10 protein-coding genes and 1 riboswitch are annotated in these 14,884 nt (G+C 71.7%); of the genes, 3 read left to right on the forward strand and 7 right to left on the reverse strand.

What is annotated here, in order from left to right:
• The first annotated feature begins 147 nt into the window (after positions 1-147).
• A riboswitch (cyclic di-AMP (ydaO/yuaA leader) is annotated at positions 148-321 on the forward strand.
• From ACWEMJ_RS22705 to ACWEMJ_RS22715, 3 genes are all read left to right on the forward strand, one after another.
• Positions 306-1,607 carry a transglycosylase family protein gene (locus ACWEMJ_RS22705; RefSeq protein WP_452138922.1) on the forward strand — a complete coding sequence of 434 codons (1,302 nt, stop codon included), beginning with the start codon at positions 306-308 and terminating at the stop codon, positions 1,605-1,607. (Overlaps the previous riboswitch by 16 nt.)
• 119 nt (positions 1,608-1,726) lie before the next feature.
• Complete coding sequence (locus ACWEMJ_RS22710; RefSeq protein WP_452138923.1) at positions 1,727-1,927, forward strand: hypothetical protein; 201 nt, start codon at positions 1,727-1,729, stop codon at positions 1,925-1,927.
• A 102-nt stretch (positions 1,928-2,029) separates the two neighbouring features.
• The gene (locus tag ACWEMJ_RS22715; RefSeq protein WP_452138924.1) at positions 2,030-4,030 is read left to right on the forward strand and encodes an AMP-dependent synthetase/ligase; all 2,001 of its coding nucleotides are present in this window, start codon (positions 2,030-2,032) and stop codon (positions 4,028-4,030) included.
• A gap of 56 nt (positions 4,031-4,086) precedes the next feature.
• On the opposite strand, the gene ACWEMJ_RS22720 is transcribed toward ACWEMJ_RS22715, so the two are convergent.
• From ACWEMJ_RS22720 to ACWEMJ_RS22750, 7 genes are all read right to left on the reverse strand, one after another.
• A complete protein-coding gene (locus tag ACWEMJ_RS22720) occupies positions 4,087-5,133 on the reverse strand; it encodes a LacI family DNA-binding transcriptional regulator (RefSeq protein WP_452138925.1) in 1,047 nt (348 codons plus the stop codon).
• A 1-nt stretch (position 5,134) separates the two neighbouring features.
• The gene (locus ACWEMJ_RS22725) at positions 5,135-6,853 is read right to left on the reverse strand and encodes a glycoside hydrolase family 13 protein (protein ID WP_452138926.1); all 1,719 of its coding nucleotides are present in this window, start codon (positions 6,851-6,853) and stop codon (positions 5,135-5,137) included.
• A gap of 41 nt (positions 6,854-6,894) precedes the next feature.
• Positions 6,895-7,794 (reverse strand): sugar ABC transporter permease, encoded by a 900-nt coding sequence (locus tag ACWEMJ_RS22730; protein WP_452138927.1) that lies wholly within the window; start codon positions 7,792-7,794, stop codon positions 6,895-6,897.
• 50 nt (positions 7,795-7,844) lie between these two features.
• Entirely contained in the window at positions 7,845-8,795 is a 951-nt protein-coding gene (locus tag ACWEMJ_RS22735; RefSeq protein WP_452138928.1) for a carbohydrate ABC transporter permease, read from the reverse strand.
• A gap of 112 nt (positions 8,796-8,907) precedes the next feature.
• The gene (locus tag ACWEMJ_RS22740) at positions 8,908-10,191 is read right to left on the reverse strand and encodes an extracellular solute-binding protein (protein ID WP_452138929.1); all 1,284 of its coding nucleotides are present in this window, start codon (positions 10,189-10,191) and stop codon (positions 8,908-8,910) included.
• A 313-nt stretch (positions 10,192-10,504) separates the two neighbouring features.
• Positions 10,505-11,569, reverse strand: a complete 1,065-nt coding sequence (locus tag ACWEMJ_RS22745) for an aldose epimerase family protein (protein ID WP_452138930.1) — start codon at positions 11,567-11,569, stop codon at positions 10,505-10,507.
• A gap of 101 nt (positions 11,570-11,670) precedes the next feature.
• Positions 11,671-14,631 carry an ATP-binding protein gene (locus ACWEMJ_RS22750; RefSeq protein ID WP_452138931.1) on the reverse strand — a complete coding sequence of 987 codons (2,961 nt, stop codon included), beginning with the start codon at positions 14,629-14,631 and terminating at the stop codon, positions 11,671-11,673.
• Positions 14,632-14,884: the final 253 nt, after the last annotated feature.

Genomic DNA, 14,884 nt, shown 5'->3' on the forward strand with positions numbered 1-14,884 from the left:
CTCCTTGATCATATTTTTCGGCCGCAGTGAGGCCGGTCACAGGCATTTGCGAATTCTCCTTAAATCCGCTTAATCTCCTGCCCACGTTCGTGGACACACGGACCCAGTTCGCCCGGAACGCCGAATCCTGCCGCCGGGCGGACCGGCTCATGCGAAACGCACCGCGGCAGGGGCGGGGGAACCAGGTAAGTCGCCCTGGGGCGGTCCTGACGGACCGGTCCGGGGCTTGGGGTGAAGCCGGGCGCGCCGAGAGGTGCGCGCGGCCGGGCAACTCCGGCCCGAATCCGACAGCTCACCTCGCAGGCGTGGGAGAGGAACGCATCTTCATGCTGCCCGTCAGCGCCAAGCGCGCCCGCCGTCTGATCGCCACCACCGGTGTGGTCGGCATCGGCCTCTCGATCCCCTGCCTGACCGCCGGCACCGCCTCCGCCGCCTCGGTGGCCACCTGGGACAAGGTCGCCCAGTGCGAGTCCAGCGGCAACTGGTCCATCAACACCGGCAACGGCTTCTACGGCGGCCTCCAGTTCACCGCCTCCACCTGGGCGGAGTTCGGCGGCACCGCGTACGCCGCGCGCGCCGACCTGGCCTCCAAGGACCAGCAGATCGCCGTCGCCGAGAAGGTACTCGCCTCCCAGGGCCCCGGCGCCTGGCCGGTGTGCTCGATCCAGGCCGGCCTGACCAAGGGCGGCGAGGCCCCGCAGGTCGACACCTCCGCCAAGTCCTCCGGTTCGCAGGACGCCGCGCAGAAGCCCGCCGCCCAGCCGCAGGCCCAGCAGCAGAGCCAGGCCCCGAAGCAGCAGCAGCCGCAGGCCCAGCAGCAGCACCAGGCCCAGAGCCGCCCGCAGGCCGCCCCGCAGGCCGCCAAGGCCGACGGCAGCTACACCGTGGTGGCGGGCGACTGGCTGTCCGCCATCGCGCAGCGCCAGCACGTCGAGGGCGGCTGGCAGAAGCTGTACGACCTGAACCGCGACGTTCTCACCGAGGGCCCGGACATGATCTACCCGGGTCAGCAGCTGGCGCTCGGCAACGTCGCGGTCGCCGAGGCCCCGGCCAAGGACTCCGCGCCGGCCGCCAAGTCCTCCTCCAACAGCTCCACCTGGAAGAGCAACCGCTCCACCGCCCCGGCCCCCAAGCCCAGCACCCCGGCCAAGCCCAGCACCCCCGCGAAGAGCGCCCCCGCCAAGAGCGCCACCACGGCGACCACCACGACCACCACGACCAGCACCACCGCCGCCTCCAAGGCGACCGGTTCGAAGGCCGCGGCGATCGACTTCGCGCTGTCCAAGGTCGGCCAGCCGTACATCTACGGCGGCACCGGCAACGGCGGCTGGGACTGCTCGGGTCTGACCCAGGCCGCGTTCCGCCAGGCCGGCATCAGCCTGCCGCGGGTCGCCGCCGACCAGGCCGACTACTCGACCCGGGTGTCGCTGAACAACCTGCAGCCGGGCGACCTGCTGTTCTGGTCGAACAACGGCGCCAACTCGGGCGTCTACCACGTGGCGATCTACATCGGCGACGGCAAGTACGTCGAGGCCGCGAACCCGAAGTCGGGCGTGCGCACCGAGACCGTCGCCAACTGGGCGCCGGACTTCGCGGGTCGCGTCTGACGCCTCGCAACACCCCGCACGGCGGAACACCGCTGCCCCCGGAGACCTGGTCGGCTCCGGGGGCAGCCGCCTATCCTCACCCCCGAAGGGCTGTGCCGCCGACCCCTGGAAGCGGAGCAATGTCGAAACTGACCATCACCCTGGACGCCGACCTCGCCCTGGAGGCGATGATCCGCCTCGGCGCGAGCAGCCCGCAGGACGCGGTGGAGCTGCTGCTGCGCGACTACCTCGCCACCGACCGCCGCACCCAGGCCCGCACCGGCGGCAGCCGCGACGGCGAGCGCTTCACCGGGCCCGCCCCCTCGGCCGAAGAAGGATGACCGCGCCAAACCCCTTGCCCGCCAAAGAACTTACCGTCTGGTAAGTCATCAGCGAAGTCCCTACCCTGGGCGAACCCTCACCCCACCCAAGGGAGTTCGCTGATGGCACACCCCCTCACCCGTGCCGCCCGCGCCGAGCACCTGCGCGACCGCGCCCCCGTCGAAGTGCGGCGCGCGAACGGCCGCGTCGTCGAGGCCCGCACCCCGCCGCTGGCCCCGCCGCCGGACGCCGGCAGCCTCGCCGACCTGCCCTTCCGCAACGCCGAACTCGCCCCCGACGCCGAGGTGTTGACCAGGCGCACCGCGGACGGCGGCTGGCAGCGGGTGACGGCCCGGCAGTTCGCGGACGAGGTGGCGGCCACCGCCCGCGGCCTGATCGCGGCAGGGGTGCGGCCGGGCGGGCGCATCGTGCTGATGTCCCGCACCCGCTACGAGTGGACGCTGCTGGACTTCGCGGCCTGGGCGGCCGGCGCCTGCCTGGTTCCGGTGTACCCGACCGCCGCCGTCGAGCAGGCCGAGTGGATCCTGCGCGACTCGGACGCGGTGCTGGCGGTCGCGGAGGACGCCGGCACCACCGAGGCGCTGACCGTGGCGATCGCCCGCACCGGCGGCACGGTGCCGCTGTGGCGACTGGACGAGAACGCCCTCGCCGCCCTCGCCGAGCTCGGAAAGGCCGTCCCCGCCGAGGAGTTGACGCGGCGCAGGCAGGCACTTCGCCCGGAGTCCGAGGCCACCCTGATCTACACCTCCGGCACCACCGGCCACCCCAAGGGCTGCCGACTGACGCACGCCAACTTCCTCACCGAGGCGGCGAACTGCCACGCCCTGCTGGAGCCGGTGTTCAGCGCGGCGACCGGCGAGGCCCCGTCCACCCTGCTGTTCCTGCCGCTGGCCCACGTGCTGGGCCGGATGATCCAGGTGACCTGCGTGTTCGGCCGGATCCGGTTCGGCCACAGCCCGTCCCTGAAACCCGCCGAACTCCGGCCCGACCTGGCCGCGTTCGGCGCCACCTTCCTGGTCGGCGTGCCCTACCTGTTCGAGAAGATCCACCAGTTGGGCCGGGCCGAGGCGCAGGCGAAGGGCGCGGTGCGGGTCTTCGACCGGGCGGCGGAGGTCGCCGTCCGCTACGCCCGCGCCGAACTCGCCGCGCTGGCGGGCGAGGGCAGCCCGGCGCCGCTGTCGCTGCGCCTCGCCCACGGCCTGTACGACGCCCTGGTGTACCGCCGGGTGCGGCAGGCGATGGGCGGGCGGATCAGGTACGCGATCAGCGGCGGCTCCTCGATCGACCCGGAACTGCTGCTGTTCTTCGCCGGCGCGGGCGTGCTGGTCTACGAGGGCTACGGGCTGACCGAGACCACCGGCCCGTCCACCGTGAACCCGCCGCTGCGGCCCCGCCCGGGCACCGTGGGCCCGCCGGTACCGGGCAGCGCGGTGCGGATCGCCGACGACGGCGAGGTGCTCCTGAGCGGCGGCCAGCTCTTCGACGGCTACCACGAGCTGGGCGCCGACCGCGCCCACCGAACCGACACCACCCACCAGCCCGACCCCGCGCACCAGGCCGACCCCGCCCGCCGCCCCGACCGCGCCCAGTGGTTCGCCACCGGCGACCTGGGCCGCCTCGACGACGACGGCTACCTGACCATCACCGGCCGCAAGAAGGAGATCCTGGTGACCTCCGGCGGCAAGAACGTCTCCCCCGGCCCGCTGGAGGACCGGCTGCGCGCCCACCCGCTGATCAGCCAGTGCCTGGTGGTCGGCAACGGCCGCCCGTACGTCGGCGCGCTGATCACCCTCGACCCGGAGGCCGTGGAGCAGTTCCTGCGCCTGAACCCGCCGACCCCCGCCGCCACCCCGACCCCCGCCGCCGCCCCGGCCGTGGACGTGACCAGCGCCGTCCCCGCCCACCCCGCCGTGCTGGCCTCGCTCGCCGAGGCGCTGCGTGGGGTCAACTCGACCGTCTCGCGCGCCGAGTCGATCCGCCGGGCGCGCGTGGTCGGCGGCGACTTCACCGAGGAGCGCGGCCTGCTCACCCCGTCCCTCAAGGTCCGCCGGCAGGCCGTCCTCACCGCCTACCGCCGCGACCTCGAACAGCTCTACAGCTGAACGACGCGGCCCCCGCTCCGCGAGGAGCGAGGGCCGCGATTCGCCAACGCCAACGGTCAGTTGCGCGGCCCGGAACCCGTGGACCCGCGCATCACCAGCTCCGGCTGGAACATGAACTCGGAGCGCTGCGCCGGGTTTCCGCCGACCTCCTCCAGCAGCGCGTCCACGGCCGCCGTCGCCATCGCCTCGACCGGCTGCCGCACGGTGGTCAGCGGCGGCTCGGTGAACGCTATGAGCGGCGAGTCGTCGAACCCGACCACCGAGACGTCCTGCGGCACCGACAGCCCGCGCTGCCGCACCGCGCGGATCGCGCCGAGCGCCATCATGTCGGAGCCGCAGACGATCGCGGTGCAGCCCTTGTCGAGCAGCGCCTGCGCGGCGGCGTGCCCGCCCTCCACGCTGAACAGCGTGTGGTGGACCAGGTCGGCGGCTTCCTCGGCGGTGCGCCCGGTGAGCTGCTGGAGCGCGGCGGTGAAGCCTTCGATCTTGCGCAGCACGGGGACGAAGCGCTTCTGCCCGACCGCCAGCCCGATCCGGTCGTGGCCGAGTTCGACCAGGTGCTGCACGGCCATCCACATCGCGGCCCGGTCGTCCGGCGAGATGAACGGCGCGGCGATCTTCTCGCTGTAGCCGTTGATCAGCACGAACGGCACCTGCCGACCGGACAGTTTGGCGTACCGGTCGTGGTCGGCGGTGGTGTCGGCGTGCAGCCCGGAGACGAACACGATGCCCGCGACGCCGCGTTCGACCAGCATCTCGACGAGTTCGTCCTCGGTGGAGCCGCCCGGGGTCTGGGTGCACAGCACCGGCGTGTAGCCGTGCCGGCTGAGCACCTGCTCGATGACCTGGGCGAGCGCCGGGAAGATGGGGTTGCTGAGCTCCGGGGTGATCAGTCCGATCAGCCCGGCGCTGCGCTGGCGCAGCCTGGTGGGCCGTTCGTAGCCGAGCACGTCGAGCGCGGCCAGCACCGTCTGCCGGGTGGTCGCGGAGACGCCCGCCTTACCGTTGAGTACGCGGCTGACGGTGGCTTCGCTGACCCCCGCCTGCGCCGCGATGTCGGAGAGTCGCGCCGTAGTCACGATCCCAGAGCCTACTGCGGCCATCTCAGACCGCCCACCACGTGGTGCTGTCGGCGGGCAGTTCGACCTGCTCCGCCTCGACCGGTTCGGCGGAGGACAGCAGCAGCCGGCCGGGCGCCGGGATCCGGACGGCCTCGCCGGTGACGTTCACGGTGCACACGAACGACCCTTCGGCGGCCTCGCGACGGAACATCAGCACGCCCTCGGGGGCGGCCAGCCACTCGACCTCGGTGCCGGCGCCGAGCGCGGGCTGCGCGCGGCGGACGGCCAGCGCGGAGCGGTACAGCTCCAGCGTCGAGGTCGGGTCACCGGTCTGGACCTCCACCGACAGCTCGGCCCAACCGGCGGGCTGCGGCAGCCAGCTGGGGCCGCCGGCGACCGGGCCGAACCCGTACGGGGCCTCGGTGCCGGACCACGGGATCGGGACGCGGCAGCCGTCGCGGTAGCCGTCCTGGCCGGCCTGCCGGAAGAACGACGGGTCCTGGCGGACCTCGTCCGGCAGGTCGGTGACGTCCGGCAGGCCGAGCTCCTCGCCCTGGTAGATGTACGCGGAGCCGGGCAGCGCGAGCATCAGCAGGGTGGCGGCGCGGGCCCGGCGCAGCCCGAGTTCGCGGTCGCCGGCGGTGCGGATCTGGGTGCCGAGGCCGGGCGGGTTGGCGAACCGGGTGGCGTGCCGGGTGACGTCGTGGTTGGACAGCACCCAGGTGGTGGGGGCGTCGACCGGGCGCATCGAGTCGAGCGACAGGTCGATCACCTCGCGCAGCTTGGCGGCGTCCCAATCGGTGCCCAGGTACTGGAAGTTGAACGCCTGGTGCAGCTCGTCGGGGCGGACGTAGTTGGCGGTGCGCTGGACGGTCGGGGTCCAGGCCTCGGCGACGCCGATCCGGTCGCCGGGGTACTCGTCGAGGATCTTGCGCCAGCTGCGGTAGATGGCGTGCACGCCGTCCTGGTCGAAGAACGGCATGACGTCGTTGCCGAGCAGCTTCAACTGGTCGTGGCTGCCGAGGTCGGGCAGGCCGGGGGCCTTGACCAGGCCGTGGGCGACGTCGATCCGGAAGCCGTCGACGCCCATGTCGAGCCAGAACCGCAGGATGGAGCGGAACTCGTCGGCGACGGCGGGGCTGTCCCAGTTGAAGTCGGGCTGCTCGGGCGCGAACAGGTGCAGGTACCACTCGCCGGGGGTGCCGTCGGGGTTGCTGCTGCGGGTCCAGGCCGGGCCGCCGAAGATGGACTCCCAGTCGTTGGGCGGGAGTTCGCCGCTCTCGCCCTTGCCGGGGCGGAAGTGGTAGCGCTCGCGCAGCGGGGAGCCGGGGCCCTCGCGCAGCGCGCGCCGGAACCACTCGTGCCGGTCGGAGGAGTGGTTGGGGACCAGGTCGACGATGATCCGCAGGCCCAGCTCGTGGGCGTCGCGGATCAGCCCGTCGGCGTCCAGCAGGGTGCCGAACATCGGGTCGACGGCGCGGTAGTCGGCGACGTCGTAGCCGGCGTCGGCCTGCGGGGAGGCGTAGAACGGCGACAGCCAGACCGCGTCCACGCCGAGGTCGCGCAGGTAGGGCAGTCGGCTGCGGACGCCGGGCAGGTCGCCCATGCCGTCGCCGTTGCCGTCGGCGAAGCTCCGCGGGTACACCTGGTAGATGACCGCGTCCCGCCACCAGCCGCCTCTGGAGGCCCCGGTGGTCGCAGCAGTCGTCCGAGCGGCGGGAACGGCGGCGGGCCGGGAGGCGTCGGCCAGGTTCTGGGTCATTGGACAGTCATCCCTTGGGTGCTGTGGAAGGAGACGGAGGTTCAGGACTTCGCGGCGCCGGCCGTCAGACCGGTCACCAGGTGGCGCTGCACCAGGTAGAAGACGAACGCGGCGGGGATCGCGATGAGCACCGAGGTGGCGGCCATCAGCTGCCACTGGTGGTCGTGCTCGCTGACGAACGAGGCCAGGCCGACCGCCAGGGTGTACTTGCTGGACGACAGCATGAAGGTGGAGGCGTACGCCACCTCGCCCCACGCGGTGAGGAAGGAGTAGAACGCGGCCACCGCCAGGCCCGGGCGGGCCAGCGGCAGGATCAGCCGCCAGAAGGTGCCGAACGGGGACAGCCCGTCGACCCGGCCGGCCTCGTCGATCTCCACCGGGATGGTGTCGAAGTAGCCCTTCAGCAGCCAGGCGCAGTACGGCACGGTGGTGGCCGAGTAGACCAGGATCAGGCCGGTGTAGCTGTCCAGCATCTGCAGGTTGGACAGGATGTAGTACATCGGCACGATCAGCACCGCGATCGGGAACATCTGGGTGACCAGCAGGGTCCACATCAGCTGCCGGTGGCCGGCGAAGCGCATCCGGGAGACCGCGTAGCCGGTGGAGGCGGCGATCAGCACGCCGATCACGGTGGTGCCGCCGGCCACGATCGCGGAGCTGCCGAACCAGCTGAGGAAGTCGGTGTCGCCCAGCACCCGGCTGTAGTTGGCGAGGGTGGCCTTGTCCATGATCTTGGCCGGGTGCAGGTAGTCGTTGTCGTCCGGCCCGAGCGAGATGTACGCGATGTACAGCACCGGGAACAGGGCGATCAGGCTGGCGACGATCAGCGTGCCGTGCGAGAGCACGGAGGCCAGCCGCGAGGACTCGCCGCGCGCCCGGACCTTGCCGGGTCGTTCGGCGCGCGTCGTGTCGGCGGTCGGGCGGTCGGCGGTGAGAGTCATGGGGCTACCTGCCTGGTCGTGGTCCGTGGGGTTCAACTCGGCCGCGGCGCTCATCCGTTGGCCTTCTCGTTGCGGGCCAGCCAGCGGCGGTAGAAGGTGGTGAAGACGATCAGGATGGAGAGCAGCAGGATTCCGTAGGTCGCCGACTGCGCGTAGTCCGCGGGCTGCTGGCCGAAGCCGAGGCGGTAGGCCCAGGTCACCAGGATCTGCGCGTCGGGGGCGCCGGAGCCGAACAGCAGGAAGATGACGGCGAACTGGTTGAAGGTCCAGATCACGCCGAGCAGCACCACGGTGGAGGAGACGGTCCGCAGGCCCGGCAGGGTGACGTAGCGGAAGCGCTGCCAGGCGCTGGCGCCGTCCATCTCGGCGGCCTCGTACAGCTCGGCCGGGATCGACTGGAGTCCGCCGAGCAGCGAGATCATCATGAACGGCACGCCGACCCAGGTGTTGACCAGGATCGCCGCGCACTTCTGCGCCAACGGGTCGGACAGCCAGCCGGGTTCGGGCAGGTGCAGCATCGACAGCAGGCCGTTGACGGCGCCGCCGTCGGCGAGCATCAGCCGCCAGGAGAAGACGGTGACGAAGGTCGGCACCGCCCAGGGCAGGATCAGCACCAGCCGGTACAGGCTGCGGCCGCGCATCTTGCGGTTGAGCAGCATCGCCAGGCCCAGGCCGATGCTGTAGTGCAGGAGCACGCAGATCGCGGTCCAGATGACGGTCCAGATGAAGTGCGACCAGAACCGGTCGTACGCGGTCGGCCCCCACAGCACGTCCGCGTAGTTGTCGAGTCCGACGAAGTCGAAGCTGTCGGGTATGTGGTTGACGCCGATCTGCCGGCCCACGTTGAGGCTGGTGGCGTTGGTCAGGGTCAGGTAGAAGCCGCGGACCAGCGGGTAGCCGACCAGCACGCCCAGGACGACCACGACCGGGGCGACCATCGCGTACGCGTACCAGTACTTCGAATACGACAGCTTGATGCGCTGAACGACCGCGACTGCCATGGGTTGACACCTTCTCCGGGAGGTCCGCCGCCTGCCTCGGCGACTGTGCTGTGGGTTCGACGGGGCGCGCCCGGCCCACCGTCAGGTGTGGGCCGGGCGGGCTGGTTCCGACTTACTTGGCGAAGTCCGGCAGGAGCTTCGCGTAGTCGGTGGCGGTGGCGTCCAGGCCGGCCTTGGTCTCGGACTGGCCCTGGACGATCTTGCCGAGGTTGGTGCCGAAGGAGCCGAACAGCGAGGCGTACTCGGGCAGTTCGGGGCGCGGCTGGGCGGAGGTCAGGATCGCCTGGAAGTCGGCGATGCCCGGGTTGGCCTTGACCTCGGCGGTGTAGGCGTCGCTGCGGGTCGGCAGGGTGCCGTTCTTCAGCGCGAGGAAGGTCTGGCTCTCGGCGGAGGTCAGGAACGCGGCGAGCTTCTCGGCGGCGGCCTTGTGGGCGGCGTCGGAGCCGGCGTACACCGAGACGTTGTGGCCGCCGGTCGGGGCGCCGCCCTTGCCGGAGGCGCCCATCGGGACGGCCGCGATGCCGAGGTTCTTCTTGTCGGCGAACGCGGAGCCCTTGTAGACGTTGGTGACCTCCCACGGGCCCTGGACGATCGCCGCGACCTTGCCGCTGGTGAAGGCGTCCATCATGTGCGCGTAGGCGTCGGTGGTGACGTCGGCCTTCACGGTGCCGGGGGAGGTGAACATCGACTTGTAGGTCTCGACGGCCTTGACCGCGTCGGCCGAGTTGACGGTGATCTTCTTGCCCGCGGCGTCCACCATGTTGGTGCCCTCGCCGTACAGGAACGGCATGGCGTAGTAGCCGTCGGCGGCCTTCAGCCAGAAGCCGTCCACGCCCGCCTTCTCCTTGAGCTGGGCGGCGTCGGCCTTCAGCTCGTCCCAGGTCTTCGGGGCGGCGGTGATGCCCGCCTTGGCGAACAGCTCCTTGTTGTACATCAGCGCGAGGGTGTCGGTGACCAGCGGGACGCCGTAGGTCTTGCCCGCGTACTTGGCCTGCTGGATCAGCGAGGGCTGGAAGACGGCGGCGTCGGTCAGCGCCGGGGTGCCGTCCAGCGGCTCCAGGTAGCCGGCCTTGGCGAAGGCGGAGGTCCAGCCGACCTCGGAGCGGAAGACGTCCGGCGCGCCCTTGGCGCCCATCGCGGTCTGCAGCTTGTTCTGCGCCTGGTCGAACGGGACGTTCTCGAACTTGACCTTGATGTTCGGGTTCGCGGCCTCGAACTTCTTGACCAGCTCCTGGTAGTTCGGGGCCTCATTGGTGGCGTTCGAGGTGTCCCAGTAGGTGATGGTGACCGGACCGTCGCCGCCCTTGGCGTCCGAGCCGGAGCCGCTGCTGCCGCACGCTGCAAGAGTGACCGCAAGAGCCGCAACGAGAGCGGAGGCCGCGATACCACGCCGCATGGAAACTCCTTGAAAGATGAGGGTGCCCGAGTGGGGGAAGGACCGCGCATAATGGCTGTCCAGGCCGACTGCGCCGTTGCAGGCCGTCGGGCTTGAGCAGGAACGTAACAGCGGGGCAAGCCGGGCTGAAAGTCCTTGCAGCAAGTTTCTGCAAGTTACCGGCGATCGTTACGTCCACGTGTCCTTAGAGTTGCCGCCGCGCGTCTTGACCATCCGTGGCCCTGCGGAGACTCCGTGCAGCCCCACCCCCTCCGACCAGGCAGAAGAGGGCCCCGGGGACGCTCCCCGGGGCCCTCTTCGATGCGATCGGCGGTCAGTCGGCGACGCCGAGCCGCAGCACCGTGCTGGAACGGAACTCCTCGCGGGGCCGCAGCTCGGTCGACGGGTACGACGGCCGGTGCGGCGAATCCGGGTGGTGCTGGGTCTCCAGCGCGACGCCCGCGAACCGGCCGTACGCCGTGCCGGACGGGCCGGTGACGCTGCCGTCGAAGCCGTTCGCCGTGTACACCTGCAGGCCCGGCTCGGTGGTCAGCACCTCCAGCGTCCGCCCGCTGCCCGGGTCGGCCAGCAGCGCCGCCCGCACCGGCGGCCCGTCCGCCGGCCGCTCGCGCAGCACCCAGTTGTGGTCGTAGCCGTCCTTCAGCTGCGGATGCCCCTTCGCCAGCCCCTCCCCGATCGGCCGGGCCGCGGTGAAGTCGAACGCGGTGCCCGCCACCGGCTCGTACGGGCCGAGCGGGATCTGCCGCTCGTCGACCGGCGTGAACGCGTCCGCGTCGATGGTCAGCAGGTGGCCGAGCACGTCGCCGCGGCCCTCGCCGGCCAGGTTGAAGTAGGCGTGGTTGGTCAGGTTGACCACGGTCGGGCGGGTGGTCACGGCCCGGTAGGAGATGGTCAGTTCGGCACCGCTCAGGGTGAAGTCCGTCCAGACGTCCAGCGCGCCGGGGAAGCCCTGGTCGCCGTCCGGCGAGTGCAGGTGCATCCGCACCCCGCCAGGGATCTCCTCGGCCTGCCACACCCGGTGCGAGAACGAGTCGGGGCCGCCGTGCAGGGTGACGCCGTGCCCGGTGGGCAGCAGCTGGTACTCCTCGCCGTCCAGCGTGATCCGGCTGTCGGCGATCCGGTTCGCGTACCGGCCGACGGTGACGCCGTAGTGCTTGGCCGGGCCGAGCAGCGTACCGACATCCTCGGTGGTCAGCACCACCTGGCCGGGCGCGCCGGTGCGGTCCGGCGCGGTCAGGGTGTGCAGCGCCGCGCCCAGCGTGATCACGGTGGCCTCGACGCGGTCGGAGCGCAGCGTCCACCGCTCCAGCCCCATGCCGGCCCCGGACAGGTCGTACGGTGCGCGCAGCACCTCGGTGGGCCGGTCCGGCGCGGTCATGGGCTGCTCCTTGGTTCGTGATCACCCTGTTCGGCCAGCGTAGCTTTCCCCGGCGGGCGGGTCGGTGACCCGCTCCGCGCGCCGGGGAGCCCTGCGGTGCGTCAGCCGCCCTGCCCGGGACGCTCGGTGGGCAGCCCGAGCGCGTCGGCCAGCCCCTCCGGCCCGGTGCCGAGCTTGCGGTGGACGGCGGCCAGCCGCTGCCTGACCACTGACGCCGGCAGCTTCAACTGCTCGGCGATGCGCTGCGGGGGCACCGACAGCGCCGCCAGCTCGGCGACCTCCAACTCCTGCGGATTGAGGGTGATCTTCGCCGGCACCAGCGCCCGGCTGGGCTGCAACCCGGACGTGGCGAGCACGTTGCGGGCCCGCACCTCCAGGCCGTCGGCCCCGCAGTGCTTGGCCAACTCCATTCCCTGGTAGAGGTGTTCGGCAGCCTCCAGGCTGCGGCCCACCTGCACCAGCGCGGCCCCGAGATCGACCAGCGCGTGCGCGTGCTCGTAACCCGCCGGGGAGCGGCCGAGGTAGCCGACCGCCTCCTGCAACAGCTCGACCGCGTGCGGGCCCTCCCACACGCTGGCGGCCAGCCGCAGCGCACCGCCGATCGCGGACGGCGAACCGGACTCCCTCGCCCGGGCCACCGCGTCGTCGCCGTTCTTGCGGGCCGACGGCAGGTCCCGGTGCGCCATCGCCACGGCCAGGTGACCGGCCCACGGGGCGTGCACGGTGGAGCGCCAGCCGCGCTTGTCCAGCCGCATGCCGGTCTCGGCGAGCACCTCGACGGCCATGTCGTAGTCGCCGCGCGAGATCAGCAGCTTGCCGTAGATGGTGGCGACATCGGGCAGCACCAGCGCCGTCTGGTGGTACGGCGGCGAGAAACGGTACTTCTGGGCGATCTCCCAGGCCTCCCGGTCGCGGCCGCGGGCCAGCAGGGTGTCGATCAGCGAGCCGACCAGGTTCCACTGCAGCGGCAGCCCGGTGCCCATCCGGTCGGCGATCCGCAGGCCCCGGCGCAGGAAGTCCTCGGCCTCCGGGAGGAAGCCGCGGCGCAGCCGGGCGAATCCCATCAGGAAGTAGGCGAAGCCGCGGTGCGCGCCGCTCCACCCGGCGATCTCGAACTCCAGGATGGCGGAGCTGAACAGCTTCTCGGCGCGGGCGAGTTCGTCGTTGTAGGCGAAGCACAGGCCGAGCAGCGCGGGCAGTTCGAAGTTCCAGGTGGTGTTGGTCCAGCCGAGGCTGCGTGGCAGCCGGCCGTTGACCAGGGCGTCCTCGGCGGCCCGCAGCGCCTCGTGGGTGGGGCCGCCCTTGAGGGTGAGGTCCCAGGCGTGCAGGGCGCGCACCGGCCGGGAGGCCTCGCTCTCCGGGGAGACCCGGGCGGCGAGGTCGGTGACCTTCTGGGCCCGCCCCGGGCCGTCGTCCTCGTCGCGCTGGAGGGCGGTGTACAGCAGTTGGGCGGTCAGCAGCCGGACCTTGCCGAGGCCCTCCGGGGTGTGCGCGGCCTCGGCCTGGCAGAGCCGGGCGGCTCCGGTCAGGTCGCCGCCGTGCGCGGTCACCTCGGACAGCCGGAACACCGCCTCGACGCGCAGGTCCGGGCTGAGGCCGTCCTCGATGTCGAGGGCGCGGCGCAGCTGGTTGGCGGTCGCGTCCGGGTCGGTGAGCAGCGCGGCGCTGCCGAGTTCGTAGAGCACCTCGGCGCGGTCGTCCTCGTCCGGCGGCTCGGCGAGGGCGCGTTCCAGGCAGCGGCGGGCGGCCTCGGGGGCGCCGATGGCCAGGTTCTCGGCGGCGGCCCGGCGCAGTTTGCGCACCATCAGGTCGTCGCCCTCGCCGGGGTGGGTCTCCAGCAGGTGGCGGGAGGCGGCGAGCAGCGAGCCGCCCCGGTCCTCGATCGCGGTGGCGGCGACGCCGTGCATGCCGGCCCTGGTGGCGTCCGGGATCGACTGGTAGATGGAGGTGGCGATCAGCGGGTGGACGAATTCGAGCCTGCCGTTGGGCTGGCTGGTGAGCACCCGCAGTCGGCGCAGTTCGCGGACCGACTGGGCGGACTGCGCCGGGCCCTGGGCGCAGATCGCGGCGGCCAGTTCCTCGCTGATCTCGGTGCCGATCAGGGCGGCGGCCCAGGCGAACTGCATGACCGTGGGCCCGAGCTTGTCCAGCCAGTAGTCGCGGCCCTGACCGCGGGCGGCCGCGGCGAGGTCGCGCAGCCGGGGCGAGTTCTCCTCGACCGGTTCGAGGTTCTGGTCGCGCACCTCGCGCAGCAGGGCGACGGTGTCGAACGGGGCTCCCGCAGTGACGGCCCACACCTGGCGGCAGAAGGCGTCGTCGGCCTCGGAGAACTCGCTGTGCACGATCTCGGCGATCGACAGCGGGTTGAGCGGCAGCAGTTCGTGCCGGCGCTCGGCGCGGTCCTGGATCTGCAGGATCAGCGGGCGGGCCGCGTCGTCGAACTCGTGGCGGTAGGCGAAGACCAGCAGCACCGGGAGCTCACGGGCGCGCAGCACGAACGAGGTGAGCCAGGTCAGCGACTCCTGGTCGACCGCGTGCAGGTCGTCGATCACCACCACCAACGGGGCGCGCCGGGGCGCGAGTTGGGTGATCACGAAGTCCAGCCCGTCGTGCACGCCCTGCGGGTCGATCCGCTCGACCTCCTCGGACGGCGGCTCCAGCCCGATGGCCGGCGCGACCAGGTTGTACCAGTTGCCGAACACCTCGATGCGTTCGGCCTGGTCGAGGTCGCCGAGGACGGGGAGCAGCAACTGCCGCAGCACGCGGAACGGTTCGTGCTTCTGCCGTTCGCTGCCGCGGGCGAACAGCACGGTGGGGTCCTTGCGGGCGCCGGCGATCCGGCGGACCTGTTCGAGCATGGTGGTCTTGCCCATGCCGGGCGGCCCGGAGAACAGCAGCAGTTCACCGATCTTGGTGCCGCCCGCGGCGAACTCCCGGCACAGCTTGTCCACGGCCTGTTCGGCGGACTGGAGTTCGCTGTCGCGCTCCCAGAGCCGCTGGGCGGCTGTTGTCCCGTCTCCGGCCGCCGCCGATTCCTGCGGCCCGCTCTGCACTTCGGCCACGTCCGTCCTTCCGACTCGCCTTCCCGCACTCCGTTTCCGACCTTAGCGCCGCCACAGGCCGCTCGGGCGGCGTTCCCGCAGGTCGTGGTCCTGACGGGGCGTCAGTTCACCTGATCAGGGGCAACTCCCTTACAGGCAAAGGCAACTGACGATCAATTAGATTAACTCTTTCCGGTTTCCCAGGTGTATTCGATCTTTGCCGGGGAAGACCGACGCCGGGCGCGAGCCCGAACCGTCATGCCGTACCGCACAC

It is taken from the genome of Kitasatospora sp. NPDC004531 (assembly GCF_053602195.1).

What these genes read in the sequence shown, in the direction of transcription:
- ACWEMJ_RS22725 (WP_452138926.1), bottom strand. Translation starts at nt 6,853, where the DNA reads ATGACCCAGAACCTGGCCGACGCCTCCCGGCCCGCCGCCGTTCCCGCC.
- ACWEMJ_RS22740 (WP_452138929.1), bottom strand. Translation starts at nt 10,191, where the DNA reads ATGCGGCGTGGTATCGCGGCCTCCGCTCTCGTTGCGGCTCTTGCGGTC.
- ACWEMJ_RS22735 (WP_452138928.1), bottom strand. Translation starts at nt 8,795, where the DNA reads ATGGCAGTCGCGGTCGTTCAGCGCATCAAGCTGTCGTATTCGAAGTAC.
- ACWEMJ_RS22715 (WP_452138924.1), top strand. Translation starts at nt 2,030, where the DNA reads ATGGCACACCCCCTCACCCGTGCCGCCCGCGCCGAGCACCTGCGCGAC.
- ACWEMJ_RS22720 (WP_452138925.1), bottom strand. Translation starts at nt 5,133, where the DNA reads ATGGCCGCAGTAGGCTCTGGGATCGTGACTACGGCGCGACTCTCCGAC.
- ACWEMJ_RS22710 (WP_452138923.1), top strand. Translation starts at nt 1,727, where the DNA reads ATGTCGAAACTGACCATCACCCTGGACGCCGACCTCGCCCTGGAGGCG.
- ACWEMJ_RS22730 (WP_452138927.1), bottom strand. Translation starts at nt 7,794, where the DNA reads ATGACTCTCACCGCCGACCGCCCGACCGCCGACACGACGCGCGCCGAA.
- ACWEMJ_RS22745 (WP_452138930.1), bottom strand. Translation starts at nt 11,569, where the DNA reads ATGACCGCGCCGGACCGGCCCACCGAGGTGCTGCGCGCACCGTACGAC.